Below are 17,426 nucleotides of genomic sequence, written 5' to 3'. Positions count from 1 at the left end.
GCGCCTAATCTTCATGTGTCGCGCAGGCCAATGCGCACTCTCACTGAGGAAACGATCATGGAACAACGTCTCGACTTCTACAAAGCCAACCCGCACGCAATCAAGGCAATGCTCGCGCTCGAAGAGCGCATCGGCAAGAGCGACCTCGAAAAATCGCTGACGGAACTGGTGCGTCTGCGCGCATCGCAGATCAACGGCTGCGCGTTCTGCGTCGACATGCACACCACCGATGCGCGCAAGGGCGGCGAAACGGATCGGCGTCTGGCGACGGTCGTCGTGTGGCGCGAAACGCCGTTCTTTACGGCACGCGAACGCGCAGCGCTGGAGTGGACGGAAGCCGTGACGCTGGTCTCCGAAAATCATGTGCCCGACGCGGTGTGGGAAGCAGTGAAGCCGCATTTCAGCGAGGCCGAGCTGGTCGATCTGACGCTGCTGATTTCGGCGATCAATGCATGGAACCGCTTCGCGATTTCGTTCCGCAAGATGCCAGCGTAACGAGGCTTTAAAGCGCTTCGGCGGCTTGTCAAGAAAGCGGGCAACAATGCCCGCTTTTTTTATGGACAGGATTTGCGAGCCATATACCGCCAATCGCACCACGTCAACAGGATGACGAACAGACTTTGACCTCGCGCCGAAGCTCCGCGAAATCGGAAAATCCTGACGACCGCTGGAAACAGATCTGATTAACGAAGCTCACTACTGTCAATAAAGTCTTCCGTACGGTGACACCTTGATGAACGGTGCATCGTGATCTTCAAATAACAACGGAGCATTTGACATGAAAGTGAAATCTGCGTTACTTGCGTTGCTCGCTTCATCGATGTTGTCGTGTTTCGCGCAGTCCGCATCGGCAGCGCCGATCGCGCTGGAAGCGCAGCCGTTCGCGATGAAGTCGGACGGCCCGAAAAGCGCTTCGGCCGCCGATCAGAAGCTCGCATTCGGCTACTGGATATGCGATCCCAGCTGGAATCCTTCGGATTGCTACTGGCTTCCGGGGGATTAAAGAATCCAGAATTAACGAGTGAAGTGCGACACCCTGCAAGCGCTCAGGCTTGCAGGGTGTTTTCATTTCTGACAAGGCCGTAGGCCTGCACTCGGCTGGCATTGGCGCTATGCTAGTGGCCCATTCAACAGGAACACGCTCATGAACACGACGACGGGATCCACAATCACTTTCAGCCGCCCAGACGGCAAAGAATTGCAAGGTTATCTGGCCACGCCCGAGAAAACGGATGGCGCGCCCGCAGTGGTCGTCATTCAGGAATGGTGGGGCTTGAACGACCAGATTCGCGGCGTCGCTGATCGCCTCGCGGCAGCCGGCTACTTCGCGCTCGTGCCCGATCTGTATCGCGGCAAGTCGACGGTCGAAGAGGAAGAAGCGCATCACCTGATGGACGGCCTCGATTTCGGCGATGCCGCATCGCAGGACGTTCGCGGCGCGGCGCAATATCTGAAGCAGCGTTCGGGTCGCGTTGCCGTGATGGGCTATTGCATGGGCGGTGCGCTAACCTTGCTCACGCTGGGTCAAAGCCCGGAAGTGTCGGCGGGAGTCGTGTTCTACGGCTTCCCTCCGCTCGACTATATCGACGCGTCGAAAATCAAGGTGCCGGTTATCGGGCATTACGCGACGCAGGACGCGTTCTTCCCGATCGCGACGGTCGAAACGCTCGAATCGAAGCTGCGTGACGCGAACGTGGACGTCGAGTTTCATCGCTATCTCGCGCATCACGCGTTCGCCAACGAAACAGCCGTCGGCTTCAGCCGCATCGCCGGCACGCAGTTCGACCCGGTGTGGTCGGAAATGGCGTGGGACCGGACGCTGACGTTCTTGGGACGCAAGCTCTGGGAGAAGTAAAAGTCGCGGCGCGCGATGTGCGCGCGTGAGAAGCGTGTTCAGGTCCGTCCGGCGAGCGCAATTCACCGCGCCCGTCGCGGATACCTCAACAGATCATCGGCAACGGGCACGGCCGCCAGCACCAGCAACGACGCCGCAAGCGGCAGCGTCGCGATGAAGCCGACCTGTTTGAACGCAATCGCGCCCGCAAGCCCGCCCGCGAGAAACATGCCGAGCAGCGAGGCGAGCAAACCGAGCCGCCGCATGTCGGCGCCGACATAAGCCGCTTCCGTTGACGGCACGCCCCGGTTCCAGTACAAGCCCTTGCCGATTTCAATGCCGAGATCCGTCACGAGACCCGTGACGTGCGTCGTGCGGATTTCCGCTTTCGATATCTTGGTGATCATCGCGTTCTGCAGCCCCATCACGTAGCAAAGCAGCGTGACGGTGGCGGGCACGAACAGCAGACGATGCTGCTCCAGGTTCGCGCCGAGCACGCCGAAGCACAACAACAGAAGCCCTTCGAGCACCAGCGGCATCGCGTAGACGCTCTGCGTCCCTCTTCGTCGGCCCCAGTTGATCAGAATGGCCGAACTCGCCGCACCGGCGAGAAACGCGAAGATCGAACTCGCCGCCGACAGCACGAACGCGAGGTTGCCGAGCGCGAGACTGTCGGCCAGCGACGACACCATGCCGGACATGTGCGACGTGTACTGGCCAATCGCCAGAAAGCCGCCCGCGTTTGCTGCGCCGGCAATCCCGGCGAGCGCGAGGCCAAGCCGCCGGTTGGCGGCGTCAGTGCGAGCGGCCGAGGTAAAGCCGCGAAGATAGTCAACGGGCACGATGACGCCTGCAAAAGAAGGGCATTTCGACAACCCTACCTTCAAATGGCGCTTATCTCGTTTTTGATCCGCGACAATTCCCTGCGATGATTTGTCGCATGGCGATTGCGCCGCCGCGCCGTCGTGCCCGTCCGACCCGCGAGTTCGCCGTTCAGTGAACTCGCAAGGCCGTCAGCTCGCCAATCAGTCGTCGTAGTGACGGTGCTTGTGCTTGCGCTTGTACGAACCGTGCGAACCGTACGAACCGTGCGAATAGTCGTCGGCGTACGAGTTGGAACGCGAGATGTTGCCGCCGAGCGCCGAACCGGCGCCGCCGCCCAGCGCCGCGCCGACCAGGCCGCCTCCGCGCCCGCCCATCGCGTTGCCCGCCGCGGTGCCCGCACCGCCGCCGAGCGCGCCGCCGATGATCGCGCCCGTGCGCTCACGGCGGTTCGACGTAACCGCACCGCCCGCGCCGCCGCCCACCGCGCCGCCGATCACGGCGCCCGTGCTGCCGCCCACCGCGCCGCCCACTGCTGCACCGGCGACGCCGCCGAGCGCGCCGCCAAGCGCATTGTTCATATCGCCGGCCATCGCCGGCAACGACGCCGCAGCCGTCAGCGCTGCAATGGCCACCATCTGAATGATTCGCTTCGACATAGTTTGATCAGTAGTTTTTGAGACGGGGCGAGTATAACCAACGTCTGAAAGGCGTTAGTAACACCGGTCATTCCTTCCAGTAAGAGGTGTAACAATTTCCGCCGGGCAAACGCCGTCCGGCCCGTCACATAAGGCGGGAGCGGCTTTCGGAGGGATCGTTGCGCTCAGCGGGACACACTTTTTCGTCGTTTTAACGTTGTGCTGTGACGACGTGCGCTTGAATCCTTCCGTCGATTGCGCTACCGCCAAAACGCTTGCGTAGGGCGGTCGCGCAAGCCGCAGTCGCTTCGTCGAGCGTTGCGCCCGAACGGGCCTCGATTTCGGCCCGGATCGGCGTGCCCTGGCAGAACGCGATCGCGGCAGCCTGCGCCGACCCCGCGCCGCTGCGTTTCGCGATCGTCTCGATGCGCGGCGGCGGCGCATCGAAGCCGCCATTCGCGAGATCGCGCGCAATGATGTTCGTGTCCCAATAACCGTGCGGCACGCGCTGCAAGAAACTCGGCGGGTCCGCCGCATACAGCCTGCCGAGCGCGTCCGAAACGGTGACGGTAAATGCGTTCTCCTCGATTCGATCCCAGACGTTGAATAGCAGCACGCCACCGCTTCGCAGCACGCGCCGCGCCTCGGCAAACGCGCGCGCCTTGTCGGGAAAGAACATCGCGCCGAACTGGCAGACGATCAGATCGAAGCTCGCGTCGTCGAATGGCAGATGCATCGCATCCGCCTGCTGCCATGTCACGGGCCTGTACGTGCCGAGCGTCGCGGCGCAGTCGAGCATCGCCTGATTGAGGTCCGTCGCGACGATTTCGACATGCTCGGACAGCGCATCCGCCATCGCACGCGTGACGACGCCCGTGCCCGCCGCGATTTCGAGCACGCGCGACGGCTGGACCGACGCCGCCCTGCTCGCGAGATCGCGCGCGTATGGCTCGAAGATCATCGGCACGAGGTAGCGCTCGTAGATTTCAGGAATCGAGCCGGTGAAGCCCGTGTCGTTGGGTGTGTTCATCGAACGCCTCCGTTTCTTGGGATTGACGCTAAACCCATGCTGATAGCTTAGACGCGCGCCGTCAGTGCGGACGCCTTCGCTGCGCCGCCACTTTTGCACTATACTTAGCCATATGGCTAACTATCATGCCGCAGTAAGCGAAGTGTTCCAGGCGCTGTCCGATCCAACCCGTTGCGCGATCGTCAGCATGCTCGGGCGCGGTGCGCAGACCGTCTCGGTGCTGGCCCAGCCGTTCGACATGGCGCTGCCGTCGTTCATGAAACACGTCGCGGTGCTGGAGCACAGCGGCCTGATCCGCACGCACAAGATCGGCCGCACGCGCACCTGCGAGCTGATGCCCGCGAAGCTGACGGAAGTCGAAACATGGCTGGCCGCGCAGCGCGCCGTGTGGGAAGCACGATCCGACCGGATGGTCGAATTCGTCGAACAGCTTCATCAAGAGGAGCAAGCTGATGTCAACAAAACCCGTCGAAAGCGCTGACACGAACGATCTCGTCATCACTCGCGTGCTGCGCGCGCCGGTGGCTGCCTTGTGGCGCGCGTGGACCGAACCGGATTTGCTGAAAGAGTGGTGGTGCCCGAAGCCCTGGACCACTGAAGTCCGCGCGTTCGATCTGCGTCCGGGCGGCGCCTTTCACACCTTCATGCAAGGTCCCGATGGCGGCACGAGCGACAACCCCGGCTGCTTTCTCGAAGTCGTCCCGCAAGCGCGCATCGTGTTCACGTCGATGCTCACGGCGGGCTGGCGCCCCAACACGCCGTGGCTTGGCTTCACCGCCGACATTGCAATGTCCAAAGAAGGCGAAGGCAGCCGCTACATCGCGCGCGTCATGCATCCCGACGTCGCGACGCGCGACCGGCACGAGCAACTCGGCTTTTTCGACGGCTGGAACACCTGCATCACGCAACTCGACGAATTTGCGCTCACGCTGGGCCGGGCGTGAGTATCGGCGCGGAGGCGGCGGCGGCGCGAGCGGCCCTCGCGCGCTGAACGTCAAACCGTATCGGCGGCCAGCGGCGCCTTCATCGCGCGGCAAATCTGCCCGACGTGCCGATGATCCGTACCGCAGCATCCGCCGACTACCGTCATGCATGGCAGCAAATGACGCAGCGCGCGATAGCTGCCGCCGAGCTCGTCCGGATCGCCGTCGTCGAGATCGTCGGCTTCGTCGAGTTCGGCGTGACTGCGCTTCGACGCATTGGCTCGCACGCCGCGAATGCGCTCGCGCCACGCGCCCGCGTCGGCGAGCATCGACGCGAAGTGCGACGGGTGCGCGCAGTTGATCATGAAGTAAGCCGCGTAGCCATGCGTCTCGGCATCGGTGCGCCCGATCGCATCGGCCAGCGGCTCGCCCGACGGCAACCGTCCATCCGTCTCCAGCGTGAACGCTATCGCGACAGGCATCGCGCACGCCTGCGCCGCCTGGATCACCCCGATTGCTTCGTCCGCGTAGTTGATCGTGAAGGCGGCGACCATGTCGGCTTGCGTCGCCGCGAAGGTTTCGATCTGCGGCTGATGATAGGCACGCGCTTCGCTCTGGCTCATGCGCGCATCGGCGCGATAGCCGTCGCCGCGTGGACCGAGGTTGCCGCTGATGACGATCGGCGTCGCCGGCGTTTCATAAGCGGCGCGGACGCGCGCGAGCAACGCAATCGCGCGACGGTTCGCATCGGCAAGCGACGCCGCCGTATAACCGAGCTTGCCCGCCCAATCGGGATTCGCGCGCCAGGTCGGCGATTCCAGCACGAGGCCGACGTTTTCGCTGCGCGCCAGCTCCGCATAGCGCGCGAAATATCGCTCCAGCATCGCCTCGCCCGCTTCATCGCGCAGCAGCGCGAACGCGGCGAAGCACGGCAGGTCGATGCCGTCATGAAAAATCAGCGTGGTTTCGAGGCCGCCGTCCGTGATGAACAGGGAATCGGCGAGTTGCGGCAGGTGCTGGCGATACGGACTCATGGAAGCTCCTTCGAACGATCGCGCCCATCCATCGACGCGACGAGATAAGCGCGACAAGCGAGATAAGCCAGCCGTCGCCGGTCTGGCATAAACGCAATCCTTACACTTAAATTACATCTACGACGCCGTCACGATACGGCGAACGCGCGCTTCCGACTAAAGCGTTATCGGCCACGAACGGGACGAATCGGCCATGAAAGAGAAGACCCGCACGTCCGTGCGCATCGCCATCCTGGCGATGCCCGAAACCTCGGCTTCCGTGGTGTACGGGATGTACGACATGTTCATGTCGGCGGGAAGAGACTGGGGCCTGATCGTCGAAGGCGCGCCCGGCGTTGCGCCGTTCGCGCCGCAGGTCGTGTCGCGGCACGGCGCTTCGCTGGTCGCCGCGAACAATGTGCGCATCACGCCCGACGCGACGCTCGATGCCTGCGCGCACGCCGACGTGGTTTGCGTGCCCGAGCTGATGGTGGCGCCGGGCGAAGCGCTCGAAGGACGCTTCGCGCAAGAGATCGATTGCCTGCGAAGCTGCTACGCCGACGGCAAGATTCTCGCGACGGCCTGCTCTGGCGCGATCCTGCTCGCCGAAGCCGGGCTGCTCGACGGTCATGAAGCGACCACGCACTGGGCCTTTTGCGACCTGATGACGCGCCGCTACCCGGCCGTCAAGGTGCGCAGGCATCGGGCGCTCGTCGCGTCGGGCGACGGCCAGCGGCTCATCATGGCGGGTGGCGGAACTTCATGGCTGGACCTCGCGCTGTATCTGATCGCACGGCTCGCGGGCGTGGAAATCGCGATGCAAACGGCGCGCATCAACCTGGTCGTCTGGAACGATGTGGGTCAGCAGCCGTTCGCGCGGCTCGCGCGCACGCGGCAGGTCGAGGACGCCGTGATCGCGCGCTGCCAGGCGTGGATCGCCGGGCACTACGCCGAGGCGTCCCCCGTCGCGGCGATGGTGCAACTGAGCGGCCTGCCCGAGCGCTCGTTCAAGCGGCGCTTCCAGCAGGCGACGGGCATGTCGCCGCTGGTCTACGTGCACACGCTGCGGCTCGAAGAGGCCAAGCAGATGCTCGAATCCAACCAGCAGCCAATCGAAGCGATCGCCAATGAAGTCGGCTACGAAGATGCGAGCTTCTTCAACAGGCTGTTCCGCCGCAGCGTGTGCCTGACGCCGGCGCAATACCGGCGGAAGTTCGGTGCGATGCGTCTCGCGCTCGATGGCGGCGGGTGAGAGGTTGACGATGCGCAAACGCATGGACGCGCCTGTTGATGTACGTCAACGCGCGTCTCGCTCTCGCCGCCGCCGTCGCGAGCCGGTTCGGCATCCTGACGATATGCGTTCCGCTGCTGACCCGCATCGGCATCTGCAAGCCATTGCCCCGCGCACATCAACTTGTGATCGTGGGGCGGCGTCCGTGGTCCTGTGACGCTCACGCTTGCGTTGTGCGTGGCGCGCGAATCCGCGCTGTCGCTCTAAACGCGCCACTTCGCGGCGACGATGGCGACCCGCTTCGCGGTGCTCAATCTGCTGTGCAACGGACTAACGCCTGGACGTCTCGGGCGATGGCTCGGCGTGGTTGGGCCGGCCCGACAGAGGACGACCTACACCGACGCTTGAGCAAGCGCTCAACCCGCCGCGACCATTCCCCATCTCAACGGCGACCCTCGCGAAGTCTCTTCGGCATATCGCGCGGGCGCGCCCGGCACCGCGCGAACGCGTGCAGGCGTGCGCGACAAGCGGTACGGCACCTTGAGAATCGGCCAGAACGCGCCACTCGCATCGCGCGCGACGCTCAGCACGTCCGCGAGAAAATCGCCGTCTTCGATCAACTCATCGACGCGCGCCACGGGCACCGCGCTCACACCCGCATTCGCAAGCGCGGCAACGGCCGACGCCCGCGAGAGCGAGCCGCACCGTTCCCGCCTGGCGCTTGCCGCGAGCGCAGCCACATCGAAACGCTCATCGCTTTCGAGCCACACATGACCGTCGATACACGCGACCGCGATCCCCTCCCGTTCGGGATTGCCCGACGCGAACAGCGCGCACCACGCAGCCACGTCCTGCATCGATATTTCGACGAAGGTCCCGGCCTGCCGCGCAGGATCGGCAAGAAGCGCAAGGATTGCCAGCAGCGCCGCCTGCCCGCCCAGAATGTCCGCGCCCGACGCGCCGAGTTTCACCGGCTGGCCGTTGCCGCGTGTCAGGTCCATGAGGCCGCCCATCGCCTGAATGACCGTGTCGAACGCGGGCCGCGCTGGGTATGCAGACGCGATGCCGAAGCCCGAGATCGAGCAATAGATCAGACGCGGGTTGATCTCGCCAAGCGCCTCGCGCCCGAAGCCGAGCTTTGCGAGCGCACCCGGCCGCAGGTTTTCGACGAGCACATCGGCATCAGCGAGCAGCGTACGCAGATGCGCGCGGTCGGCCTGCTGCTTCAGATCGAGCGCCAAGGTCTGCTTGTCCGTATTGTTGAGCGCGAAGAAGTAGCTCGTGCCCGCCTGCCCCGGCGTCCACGCGCGCGCGACCTCGCCATCCGGCGGCTCGATCTTCACGACCTCAGCGCCAAGCGCCGCGAGATGCTTGCCGACCAGCGGCGCCGTCGTGTACTGGCCGATCTCGACGACCTTGATGCCGGCGAGCGGCCCGGCATCGCAGGAGCGCACTGTGCTTTCAACGCCTGCACGCTGCTCTAAAGATGCGTCATCAGTCAGACGCGACAGGCTGAAGATCGACATCTGCCGATACGTCTCAGCGTCGATACCGCACGCGTCGATCTGCGCCGCCGCATCCGCGTGGCGCATGCGAAAGTTCGGTTCACTCGACAGTCCCGCGACGGACACGATCGGGCCAGCCGCCACGCCGATCTGTTCGCACAGATGTGAGCATTCATCCGTCGTCAGCGTGGACGTCCACGTTTCGATCAGCGCATCGAGTTCATCGACATTCGACACGCGCGCTCGCAACGTGTCGAAGCGCGAGTCGTCGAGTTGCGGCACGCGGGCCACGCTCTTGATCTTGCGCCACTGTTCTTCTGTGCTGGTGCAAATCAGTATCCAGCCGTCGAGCGTCCGATACGCATTCCACGGCGCGCAAGCAGGATGACGATTGCCGACGCGGCCAACCGTTCGTTGTGCAAACGCAGCAGGCAGAAACGTCGTGAGCGCGCTCGCCGCGCAGCCGAACAAGGTCACGTCGATAGTCTGCGCGATGCCGTGCAAACGCTTCACGCGGACGGCCGCCGCAATCGACGCGCACGCATACAGCGCCGCCGATATCTCCGTGAACGGCACGCCGATGCGCACCGGCTCGCCATGCGCAAAGCCCGTCGTGTCCATCAGGCCGCTGATCGCCTGGATCTGCGCATCGGAGGCACGCATGCCCGCGCGCGCGCCTTGCTGTCCCGTCGCGGTGATATCGCAGACGATATGCTTGCCCGCCGCCTTCAGCTCGGCGATCGCGTTTCGTTCGCTCGCCGCGCTCACGTCCGATGAAACGACGATCACGTCATACGCGAAGCCGCCCGTTGGCTGCGCGTGCGCAAACGTGACTTGCGCGCCGGCGCGTTCGAGCAGCGTCGCGCCGAGCCTCAGTGCCTGGCGCGAGCCCCAGGCCAGAATTCGCACACCGTCCAGCATGGTTGTCTCCTTCAGTCTCACAGATTGCCTTTGAATCAACGATACGGCGCGCAACAGGCGCACTCAAACGACATTTCCTGCGCACTCGATTGAGTTTTGCTGACGCCAGCGCAAACGCGCTTCTACGTAGCAATCCCGGCATGCAGCGTGCAAAGCGCGTGCTACCATTTTTCGATGCGAACCCTTCCGTCACTCAACGCGCTGCGCGCCTTCGAGGTCTGCGGCCGCCTGCTGAGCGTGCAGCTCGCCGCAAACGAGCTCAACGTCACGCCCGCTGCCGTCAGCCGGCAGATCAAGCTGCTCGAAGACCAGCTCGGCGTGCTGCTGTTCGAGCGCGGTCATCGCGCGATCGCACTGACGCCGATGGGAGAGCGCTACCTCGCCGACATCGTGCGTGGCTTCGAAACGCTGCGCACCGCGACGATCAATCTCACGGAAGCGCGTCGCCGCCGCACGCTGAAGATTCGCGGCTACACGACGTTCTCGATGAACTGGCTGCTGCCTCGTCTGTCGACGTTTCATCGCGAGCATCCCGATATCGAGGTCAGTCTCACCACCTCGTTGCAACCCGTCGACTTCAACACCGAAGACGTCGATGCGGCGATCCGCCTCTCGCATGCGCCATCGTCGGATGTCGGTTTCGACAGGCTCGTGCCGAACGAGCTGGTGCCCGTGTGCAGCCCCGAGTTTCTGAGCGCGCATCCCGAACTCACCGACGCGACGCCCGAAGCACTGCGCAACGTGCCGCTTCTGCATTCGCTGGCGCGCCGCGAAGACTGGGCCAAATGGCTCGACGCGGCGGGCGTGCGTGGCGTCAATCCGTTAAGCGGCCTCAGCTACGAAAGCTCGATCCTCGCGTACTTCGCGGCGACGCAAGGCGTCGGCATTGCGATGGCGCAGCGCGTGCTCGTCGCAGACCAACTCCGCGACGGTACGCTCGTGATGCCCTTTTCGTTCGTGCTCGATCTGGGCGCGTTCACGTACTACCTGATCTATCCGCGCGAGCATCTGTCGAACGCCGAGTTCGTCGCGTTCCGCAACTGGCTTCTGTCGATTGGCGAAGCGTCCGCCGTCTAGCGCGTCTAGCGGCCCTTGAACTGCGGCTTGCGCTTTTCGGCGAACGCCTTGCGCCCTTCCACGCGGTCGTCGGAATCGCGCATCGCGCCCCACGCCAGTTCAGTAAATTCGAGCGCTTGCGCAAGCGGCACATTGCTGCTCGTTTCCGCGACCTTCTTGATCATCTGCACGGCAAGCGGACCATTCGACGCGATCGTGCGCGCGAGTTCGAGCGCCTTGTCCATCAATGCTTCGGGTGCGACGAGATCGGAAATGAGGCCGATCCGCTCCGCGTACGCCGCGTCGATCTTGCAGCCCGTCAGCAGCATCTTCATCGCGATCGCGGAAGGCACAGCCTTTTGCAGCGCCTGAATGCCGCACACGGCGGGAATGCTCGCGACGACGGCTTCCGGTAAGCCGAACACGGCATCCGTCGACGCGATCCGCAAGTCGCATTGCAGCGCGAGTTCGAGTCCGCCGCCGAGGCAATAACCGTTGATCGCGCCGATAACCGGCTTGAAGAGGCGCAGCGAACTGAGGTCCATCAGCCGCACATAGATGCCTTCGGCCGCAGCGCGGTCGATAGAACGCACGAACGACGAACTGAAACTCGTCGAAGGCGGCAGCGTATTTTTCAGGTCTGCACCGACGCAGAACGATTTGCGCCCCGCGCCTGTGAGCACGATCACGCGCACGTCATCGTCGTCACGCGCTTCGGCGAGTGCCACGCGTAGATCCTTGAGACTATCGAGGTCGAGCGCGTTGAGCGCTTCGGGACGGTCCAGGCTCACCGTCGCCACATGATCCGACACGCTGTAGTGAATCGTCATGATGTGCTCCTCAAACGCTCGGCGACGACAGCGAACGGCCGCCGCATACATAGAGCGTCTGCCCCGTGATGTACGACGCTTCGCGCTGCGCGAAGAACAAGACAGCCTGCGCGATGTCGTCGGGCGTGCCGATGCGCTGCACGGGCACCGATTTCTTCAGCCGCTCCTGAAGGTCCGCATCGAAGGTCTGAAACAGCGGCGTATCGACGATGCCCGGCGCAATCGCGTTGACCGTGATGCCGGCGCTCGCCCATTCGAGCGCGAGACTGCGCGTGAGGCTCACCACGCCGCCCTTCGCGGCCGAATAGTTCGACTGTCCGACACCGCCCAGCCACGCGCGCGACGAAATGTTCACGATGCGCCCATAGCGCGCGGCGCTCATGTGTGCGAGCACGGCGCGGCAACACAGAAACTGCGACTTCAGGTTCACGCCGATCACAGCGTCCCAGTCGTCGTCGCTCATCTTCGTGATGCGTTTGTCGCGCACGATGCCCGCGTTGTTCACCAGCACGTCGATCTGGCCAAAGCGTTCGACGACAGCTTCGACCGCCTCGTTGACGGATGCGCTATTCGTCACATCGACGGGCAGCGCGATCACGTCGGCGCCCGCAGCGGACAGCGTGCTGGCGGCGTGATCGAGCGCCGCGCGGTCGAGATCGAACAGCGCGATGCGCCTGCCGTTGCGAGCGAGCGCAGCCGCGATGCCGAAACCGATACCCTTCGCGCCGCCCGTGACGATGGCGACCTCGGCGGCCGGGTTGTGAGGTGATGCGTTCATGACGTGTCTCCATGGAATGAAAAGCCTGTGCATCCCATGCTAGGGCGCCCCACACCCCACGCTCAAACAACTTTTTTCGCGGCTTCGATTGACTTTCGCTCAATCGAAACCGCTCGCGCCCGCGCGTCGGCCGTCTGCGGCCTGGTTGCAAAAAATATCAATCGAAAGCGCAGAAAAAGTCGTTTGAGCGGCGCACCTGGCGAAACCTACGATGCGTCCATGTGCCGGACAGACTGCTGATTTTCCCGTTTCAAGCGATACGTCCAGCACTTTTCACCTGCGTTGCGCAACCAGCGCGCGCTCACCACAAGAGACACGGAGACAGCATGGACACCATCCTTCCGGGCGTTGCGCACGAAGAAGCCGCTACGCCGCTCACGCGAGCGCAGAGAAAAGCCATCGTTGCGGCGACGCTCGGCACGGTCGTCGAATTCACCGACTGGATCATTTACGCCACCTTCGCCGCGCTGTTTTCGCGGCACTTCTTTCCCGCCAACAACGACCGCGTGTCGCTGCTCTCCGCGTTTGCTGTGTTCGCGGTCGGCTTCGTGATGCGTCCAATCGGCGGCGCGCTGCTCGGCGCGTATGCCGACCGGCACGGCCGCAAGAACGGTCTCGCGCTGTCGGTTGCGTTGATGGCGGGCAGCTCGCTCGTGATCGCCGTATGTCCCGGCTATGAATCGATCGGCATCGCGGCGCCGCTGATACTCGTGCTCGCGCGGCTGATTCAAGGCTTTGCGGCGGGCGGCGAGTTCGGCTCGGCGTCGACGTTCCTGATCGAATCGTCTGCGCCTTCGCGGCGCGGCTTCGCGGGATCGTGGCAGCACTTCGCGGTGAACGCGGGCGTGCTGGTGGCGGCGCTGATCGGCGCGATCCTCACGTCGATGATCGACCATGCGGGCATGGCGAAGTGGGGCTGGCGCGTTGCCTTCACGATTGCCGGCCTGCTCGGCTTCGTTGCGCTGTGGGTCCGGCTCGCCGTCGCCGAAACCGATGCGTTCAGGAAGAGTGCCGCGACGCATCAACGCACGCGTCATCCGTTTCTCGAGATCGTTCGCGAGCATCCTCGCGCGGCGCTGCGTGTGATCGGCATCGCGATGGCGGGCAACCTCTGCATCTATCTGTGGCTCGTGCTGTTTCCGACGCTCGCTCATCTGCGCACCGGCTTGCCGCTGCACGACGCGTTCAACGCGAGCGTGATTTCAATCGTCGTCTCGCTGATCGCGATTCCGTTTATCGGCAGGTTGTCGGACCGTATCGGCCGCAAGCCCGTGCTGCTCGTTTTCGCAGGCGGCTCGGCACTGTTCGCATGGCCCGCGCTGCATTTCCTCAGCAACGACTTCTGGAGCGCCACCGCAATCGTCACGATCGGCATGCTGCTTTCGTCGGGCTTCGCCGCAACCTGCGCGACGGTGATGGCGGAGCAGTTCCCGGCGCGAGTGCGTGCGACGGGTGTCGCGCTGCCCTATGCGATATCGGCGGCACTGTTCGGCGGCACGCTGCCGTACATCGTTACAGCCATGTCGAGTTCGGGTCTGTCGCAATACCTGTGGGTCTATGTCGCAACCGTGTGCGCCGTGGGCTTCGTGGTCTATGCGCGGATGCCGGAGACGCGCGGGAAGGTTCTCGATTGAGCGCTACTGAAGATTAAGCAGACTCGCTCGTCGTCGCAGGTTCTGAAGTACTTTTATTGGAGGCAGCAATGCGCAAGGTTGTAATTGGCGGCGTCGGCATGACGTCCTTTGGCAAGTTCCTGGAGCGGAATCTGAAGTCGCTCGCTGAAGAATCGGTCTCGCTCGCATTGAAGGATGCGCGCGTCAGCGTCAACGACGTCGATCGTATCTTCTTCGGCAACGCGGCAGCAGGCGTCGTCACGGGTCAGGAAATGATTCGCGCGCAGTCGTCGCTGCGTAATACAGGGCTCGACGGCAAGCCGATGTTCAACATCGAGAATGCGTGCGCGTCGGGCAGTTCGGCGTTGAATCTCGCATGGCTTTCCGTCGCTTCGGGACAGTCGGAAACGGCGCTCGTAGTCGGTGTCGAAAAGCTCACGCACGAAGACAAGGCGATCTCGTTCGGCGCGTTTGCTAAAGCCGTCGATCTAGAAGAGCCGCTGCCCGAAGGCGTGACGACGGGGACGGGCTCGCTCTTCATGGATCTCTATGCGGCGAAGGCTCGCAAATGGATGGAGAAGACAGGCGCGGAGGCGAGCGATTTCGCGCGCGTCGTCGTGAAGAGCCGCCGCGCTGGGTCGCTGAATCCGCATGCGCAGTTCCGCAACGAGACGAGTGTCGAAGAAGTGCTCGCCAGCCGGATGGTCAGCGATCCGTTGACGCTCTTCATGTGCTCGTCGATCGGCGACGGCGGCGCGGCTGTGTTCATCTGCTCGGAACAATTCGCGGCGAAGCGCGACATTCGCCCGGTGTACATACGCGCGAGTTCGATCGTGTCGGCGAAAGCGGATGGATCGGGCGAGCTGGTCGCGGTGCGCGCGGCGAACGCCGCGTATGAACAGGCGGGCATCGGTCCGTCGGATGTGCATGTCGTCGAATTGCACGACGCGTCCGCGCCTGCCGAACTCATTCACTACGAGAACCTCGGTCTGTGCGCGCCCGGCGATGCGCCGAAGCTGATTCGTTCCGGCGATACGGATATCGGCGGGCGGATCTCAGTGAATCCGAGCGGCGGCTTGTTGTCGCGCGGTCATCCAGTCGGCGCGACGGGCGTCGCGCAGATCGTCGAGCTGACGCAGCAATTGCGCGGCACGGCGGGCGCTCGGCAACGGCCTGGGGCGAAGGTGGCGCTGGCCGAGAATAATGGGGGGCAACTGGCGGGGGACTCGGCGGTTGCGCTGGTGACTATTCTGTCGACTTGATTGCAGCTTGCTTCAACGTCGCGCCGCGTGGAGTACGCGGCGCGTTCAACGATCATCCGTTGCGGGCTTCTTGCGCGCCTGCGCTTCGATCAGTTGCAGCAACACCTTCACAGGCTCGCTCAAATGCTGCGGCGCGCGATGCACGAGGCCGACGTCGCGATGAAACGTGTGATGCTCAAGATCGACAGCGCGCACCTTCGCGGGCCAGCGCCGATACGTCGCGGTTTGCGGCACGAGCGCCACGCCGACCCCGTTTTCCACCAGTCTGACGATGGCTTCCAGTTCGTCCAGCTCGCACACGTCGCGCACGGTGAAGTGCATGCGGCGCAGGAAACGGTCCACTTGCCGGCCGCCGAACGACGCGCGGTCGTAGCGAATGAACGGCTGATCCGCCAGCAGTTCCGCCCAGTCCTTTCCCTTCACGCCACGCGGCACGATCAGCCTGAACGGCTCCTGCGCGAGCGTCGTCCAGCGCAGATCGCTTTGGAACGAAAACGGCGGGCGAATGATCGCGGCGATATCGATCTCGCCGGCGTCGACGAGATTGACGAGTTCCATCGACACGCCGGGAATCACACGCGTCGTGCATCCCGGACATTGCGCATGAAACCGCGCCAATGCATCCGGCAGCAGCGAGCGCTGCACCGACGCAATCGCACCGACCGTCACGCGCACGGTGGCCGCCGGGCCCGCCGCCGTCGAACTGAGATTGTTGTAGAGCCGGACGACTTCCTGCGCCTGCACGAGTATCTGCTGACCAGTCGCATTCAAACGCGCCGTTCGCCCTTCGCGGTCGAACAGTGCAACGCCCATTTCCGCTTCGAGCCGTTGCATCTGCGCGCTGACGGCAGCCTGTGTCAGACCGATCCGCTTGCCGGCAGCAGCGAACGTACCCTCCTGGGCAACGGTAATCAGCGTTTTCAGTTCACGGATCATTGATAAATTTCATTTGTGTTTTACGAAATTATATATTGATTTAATTTTTCAATTCCGCCGCGTACTATGTGCGGTCTGCGAGCGCCCCACATGGAGAAAACAGTGAGCCTTTCCCCTTTTCATCTGGCCATTCCCGTCTACGACCTTCCCGCCGCGCGTGACTTTTACGGACGCGTGTTCGGCCTCGAAGAAGGCCGCTCCAGCACGCAATGGGTCGACTTGAATTTCTTCGGCCATCAACTCGTGATTCACGAGCATCCGAAGACGGCGTCGCAAGAGAGCGTACACAGCAATCCCGTCGACGGTCATGACGTGCCCGTGCCGCATTTCGGCGTCGTGCTTGCGTGGGATCAATGGGAAGCGCTCGCAGCACGGTTGAGGTCGTTCGGCACGAAGTTCGTGATCGAGCCGTATATCCGCTTTCAAGGGCAGGTCGGCGAACAGGCGACCATGTTCCTGTTCGATCCGTGCGGCAACGCGCTGGAGTTCAAGGCGTTCAAGGACATCGGCCAGCTGTTTGCGAAGTAACGCGTGTTTGCACTTGCTGGTCAGCCTGTCACCCGTCACGGTCGAACAGATGGCAGCCACACGCTCGTACTGGAAGATCGAGACCGATCCGCTTGCATGCGACAGCGACACGCTGTGTTTCAAAACAGCGCCCATCGTCGACATGCTGCGCGACGGACGCAATGTGCTCGCGTTCACGCGTCGCCCGCAAGCATCGGCGCGTGACGCGCAGCAAGAGGGCGCAAGCCGCGAGCGCACCGCACAGGCGTGCGCGGCACTGCTGCGCGACGTGGTGCGCGCAGCGAGGCCGCGGCGCATCGGCATTGCGGGCGGCGACACGTCGAGCCACGCGGTCCAGGCGCTCGACGCATGGGGTCTGTCCTATCGCGCACCGCTGACGGCGGGCGTCACCGTGTGCCGCCTGCACGCCGACGAGCCTTGGCTCGACGGCACCGAGGTCATGTTCAAGGGCGGACAGATGGGCGACGTCGATGTCCTCGAACGACTGATCGAGGGCTGAATGCGCG

At 63.7% G+C, this 17,426-nt stretch carries 19 protein-coding genes; 11 read left to right on the top strand and 8 right to left on the bottom strand.

What is annotated here, in order from left to right; genetic code table 11:
- Window positions 1–57: 57 nt before the first annotated feature.
- The 3 genes from C2L64_RS18910 to C2L64_RS18900 all read left to right on the top strand — a co-directional run bounded on the left by C2L64_RS18910 (window position 58) and on the right by C2L64_RS18900 (window position 1,855).
- Window positions 58–495 (top strand): carboxymuconolactone decarboxylase family protein, encoded by a 438-nt coding sequence (locus tag C2L64_RS18910; RefSeq protein WP_007577985.1) that lies wholly within the window; start codon window positions 58–60, stop codon window positions 493–495.
- Window positions 496–778: 283 nt separating this feature from the next.
- Window positions 779–1,003 (top strand): hypothetical protein, encoded by a 225-nt coding sequence (locus tag C2L64_RS18905; protein WP_007577984.1) that lies wholly within the window; start codon window positions 779–781, stop codon window positions 1,001–1,003.
- A 141-nt stretch (window positions 1,004–1,144) separates the two neighbouring features.
- Window positions 1,145–1,855, top strand: coding sequence for a dienelactone hydrolase family protein (locus C2L64_RS18900; RefSeq protein WP_007577983.1), 711 nt, complete (start codon window positions 1,145–1,147; stop codon window positions 1,853–1,855).
- A gap of 62 nt (window positions 1,856–1,917) precedes the next feature.
- Here the strand turns inward: C2L64_RS18900 and C2L64_RS18895 are convergent, their stop codons facing one another.
- The 3 genes from C2L64_RS18895 to C2L64_RS18885 all read right to left on the bottom strand — a co-directional run bounded on the left by C2L64_RS18895 (window position 1,918) and on the right by C2L64_RS18885 (window position 4,324).
- Window positions 1,918–2,676 (bottom strand): YoaK family protein, encoded by a 759-nt coding sequence (locus C2L64_RS18895; RefSeq protein ID WP_007577981.1) that lies wholly within the window; start codon window positions 2,674–2,676, stop codon window positions 1,918–1,920.
- 183 nt (window positions 2,677–2,859) lie between these two features.
- On the bottom strand, window positions 2,860–3,315 hold the full coding sequence (locus C2L64_RS18890; RefSeq protein ID WP_007737665.1) for a hypothetical protein: 456 nt from the start codon (window positions 3,313–3,315) through the stop codon (window positions 2,860–2,862).
- A gap of 190 nt (window positions 3,316–3,505) precedes the next feature.
- Window positions 3,506–4,324 carry a class I SAM-dependent methyltransferase gene (locus C2L64_RS18885; protein WP_007583096.1) on the bottom strand — a complete coding sequence of 273 codons (819 nt, stop codon included), beginning with the start codon at window positions 4,322–4,324 and terminating at the stop codon, window positions 3,506–3,508.
- A gap of 112 nt (window positions 4,325–4,436) precedes the next feature.
- Between C2L64_RS18885 and C2L64_RS18880 the strand changes: the two genes are divergently transcribed.
- Complete coding sequence (locus C2L64_RS18880; RefSeq protein ID WP_007583095.1) at window positions 4,437–4,805, top strand: ArsR/SmtB family transcription factor; 369 nt, start codon at window positions 4,437–4,439, stop codon at window positions 4,803–4,805.
- Window positions 4,777–5,268, top strand: a complete 492-nt coding sequence (locus C2L64_RS18875) for an SRPBCC family protein (protein WP_007583092.1) — start codon at window positions 4,777–4,779, stop codon at window positions 5,266–5,268. The genes C2L64_RS18880 and C2L64_RS18875 overlap by 29 nt, the downstream gene beginning before the upstream one ends.
- Window positions 5,269–5,318: 50 nt before the next feature.
- Here the strand turns inward: C2L64_RS18875 and C2L64_RS18870 are convergent, their stop codons facing one another.
- Window positions 5,319–6,281 (bottom strand): homocysteine S-methyltransferase family protein, encoded by a 963-nt coding sequence (locus tag C2L64_RS18870; protein WP_007583090.1) that lies wholly within the window; start codon window positions 6,279–6,281, stop codon window positions 5,319–5,321.
- Window positions 6,282–6,474: 193 nt separating this feature from the next.
- Between C2L64_RS18870 and C2L64_RS18865 the strand changes: the two genes are divergently transcribed.
- Window positions 6,475–7,512: a GlxA family transcriptional regulator gene (locus C2L64_RS18865; protein ID WP_007583089.1), complete on the top strand. Its 1,038-nt coding sequence runs from the start codon at window positions 6,475–6,477 to the stop codon at window positions 7,510–7,512.
- 395 nt (window positions 7,513–7,907) lie between these two features.
- Here the strand turns inward: C2L64_RS18865 and C2L64_RS18855 are convergent, their stop codons facing one another.
- Entirely contained in the window at window positions 7,908–9,917 is a 2,010-nt protein-coding gene (locus C2L64_RS18855; RefSeq protein WP_007583087.1) for a CaiB/BaiF CoA-transferase family protein, read from the bottom strand.
- Window positions 9,918–10,091: 174 nt separating this feature from the next.
- Here C2L64_RS18855 and C2L64_RS18850 point away from each other — a divergent pair, with 174 nt between their 5' ends.
- A complete protein-coding gene (locus C2L64_RS18850) occupies window positions 10,092–10,994 on the top strand; it encodes a LysR substrate-binding domain-containing protein (protein ID WP_039900699.1) in 903 nt (300 codons plus the stop codon).
- Window positions 10,995–10,999: 5 nt separating this feature from the next.
- Here the strand turns inward: C2L64_RS18850 and C2L64_RS18845 are convergent, their stop codons facing one another.
- Together C2L64_RS18845 and C2L64_RS18840 are read right to left on the bottom strand one after the other, a co-directional pair.
- Complete coding sequence (locus C2L64_RS18845) at window positions 11,000–11,803, bottom strand: enoyl-CoA hydratase/isomerase family protein (protein WP_007583084.1); 804 nt, start codon at window positions 11,801–11,803, stop codon at window positions 11,000–11,002.
- A 10-nt stretch (window positions 11,804–11,813) separates the two neighbouring features.
- Window positions 11,814–12,581, bottom strand: coding sequence for an SDR family oxidoreductase (locus tag C2L64_RS18840; RefSeq protein ID WP_007583082.1), 768 nt, complete (start codon window positions 12,579–12,581; stop codon window positions 11,814–11,816).
- Window positions 12,582–12,907: 326 nt separating this feature from the next.
- Between C2L64_RS18840 and C2L64_RS18835 the strand changes: the two genes are divergently transcribed.
- Complete coding sequence (locus tag C2L64_RS18835; RefSeq protein WP_007583081.1) at window positions 12,908–14,215, top strand: MFS transporter; 1,308 nt, start codon at window positions 12,908–12,910, stop codon at window positions 14,213–14,215.
- Between the two features lie 68 nt (window positions 14,216–14,283).
- Window positions 14,284–15,456: a thiolase family protein gene (locus C2L64_RS18830; protein ID WP_007583079.1), complete on the top strand. Its 1,173-nt coding sequence runs from the start codon at window positions 14,284–14,286 to the stop codon at window positions 15,454–15,456.
- A 45-nt stretch (window positions 15,457–15,501) separates the two neighbouring features.
- On the opposite strand, the gene C2L64_RS18825 is transcribed toward C2L64_RS18830, so the two are convergent.
- A complete protein-coding gene (locus C2L64_RS18825) occupies window positions 15,502–16,392 on the bottom strand; it encodes a LysR family transcriptional regulator (RefSeq protein ID WP_007583077.1) in 891 nt (296 codons plus the stop codon).
- 102 nt (window positions 16,393–16,494) lie between these two features.
- Between C2L64_RS18825 and C2L64_RS18820 the strand changes: the two genes are divergently transcribed.
- Window positions 16,495–16,920 carry a VOC family protein gene (locus tag C2L64_RS18820; protein WP_007583075.1) on the top strand — a complete coding sequence of 142 codons (426 nt, stop codon included), beginning with the start codon at window positions 16,495–16,497 and terminating at the stop codon, window positions 16,918–16,920.
- 13 nt (window positions 16,921–16,933) lie between these two features.
- Complete coding sequence (locus tag C2L64_RS18815) at window positions 16,934–17,419, top strand: nucleotide-binding domain containing protein (protein ID WP_100216007.1); 486 nt, start codon at window positions 16,934–16,936, stop codon at window positions 17,417–17,419.
- Window positions 17,420–17,426 lie beyond the last annotated feature (7 nt).

Origin of the sequence: Paraburkholderia hospita (genome assembly GCF_002902965.1) — a bacterium.
GTDB lineage: Bacteria > Pseudomonadota > Gammaproteobacteria > Burkholderiales > Burkholderiaceae > Paraburkholderia > Paraburkholderia hospita.
Note: the sequence above shows the minus strand (reverse complement) of the source record. Positions and strands in the feature narration are given on the sequence as shown.

Excerpts from the sequence above, each read along its gene's own strand:
- C2L64_RS18910 (WP_007577985.1), top strand. The coding sequence starts at position 58 with ATGGAACAACGTCTCGACTTCTACAAAGCCAACCCGCACGCAATCAAG.
- C2L64_RS18905 (WP_007577984.1), top strand. The coding sequence starts at position 779 with ATGAAAGTGAAATCTGCGTTACTTGCGTTGCTCGCTTCATCGATGTTG.
- C2L64_RS18900 (WP_007577983.1), top strand. The coding sequence starts at position 1,145 with ATGAACACGACGACGGGATCCACAATCACTTTCAGCCGCCCAGACGGC.
- C2L64_RS18890 (WP_007737665.1), bottom strand. The coding sequence starts at position 3,315 with ATGTCGAAGCGAATCATTCAGATGGTGGCCATTGCAGCGCTGACGGCT.
- C2L64_RS18885 (WP_007583096.1), bottom strand. The coding sequence starts at position 4,324 with ATGAACACACCCAACGACACGGGCTTCACCGGCTCGATTCCTGAAATC.
- C2L64_RS18880 (WP_007583095.1), top strand. The coding sequence starts at position 4,437 with ATGGCTAACTATCATGCCGCAGTAAGCGAAGTGTTCCAGGCGCTGTCC.
- C2L64_RS18875 (WP_007583092.1), top strand. The coding sequence starts at position 4,777 with ATGTCAACAAAACCCGTCGAAAGCGCTGACACGAACGATCTCGTCATC.
- C2L64_RS18870 (WP_007583090.1), bottom strand. The coding sequence starts at position 6,281 with ATGAGTCCGTATCGCCAGCACCTGCCGCAACTCGCCGATTCCCTGTTC.
- C2L64_RS18865 (WP_007583089.1), top strand. The coding sequence starts at position 6,475 with ATGAAAGAGAAGACCCGCACGTCCGTGCGCATCGCCATCCTGGCGATG.
- C2L64_RS18855 (WP_007583087.1), bottom strand. The coding sequence starts at position 9,917 with ATGCTGGACGGTGTGCGAATTCTGGCCTGGGGCTCGCGCCAGGCACTG.
- C2L64_RS18850 (WP_039900699.1), top strand. The coding sequence starts at position 10,092 with ATGCGAACCCTTCCGTCACTCAACGCGCTGCGCGCCTTCGAGGTCTGC.
- C2L64_RS18845 (WP_007583084.1), bottom strand. The coding sequence starts at position 11,803 with ATGACGATTCACTACAGCGTGTCGGATCATGTGGCGACGGTGAGCCTG.
- C2L64_RS18840 (WP_007583082.1), bottom strand. The coding sequence starts at position 12,581 with ATGAACGCATCACCTCACAACCCGGCCGCCGAGGTCGCCATCGTCACG.
- C2L64_RS18835 (WP_007583081.1), top strand. The coding sequence starts at position 12,908 with ATGGACACCATCCTTCCGGGCGTTGCGCACGAAGAAGCCGCTACGCCG.
- C2L64_RS18830 (WP_007583079.1), top strand. The coding sequence starts at position 14,284 with ATGCGCAAGGTTGTAATTGGCGGCGTCGGCATGACGTCCTTTGGCAAG.
- C2L64_RS18825 (WP_007583077.1), bottom strand. The coding sequence starts at position 16,392 with ATGATCCGTGAACTGAAAACGCTGATTACCGTTGCCCAGGAGGGTACG.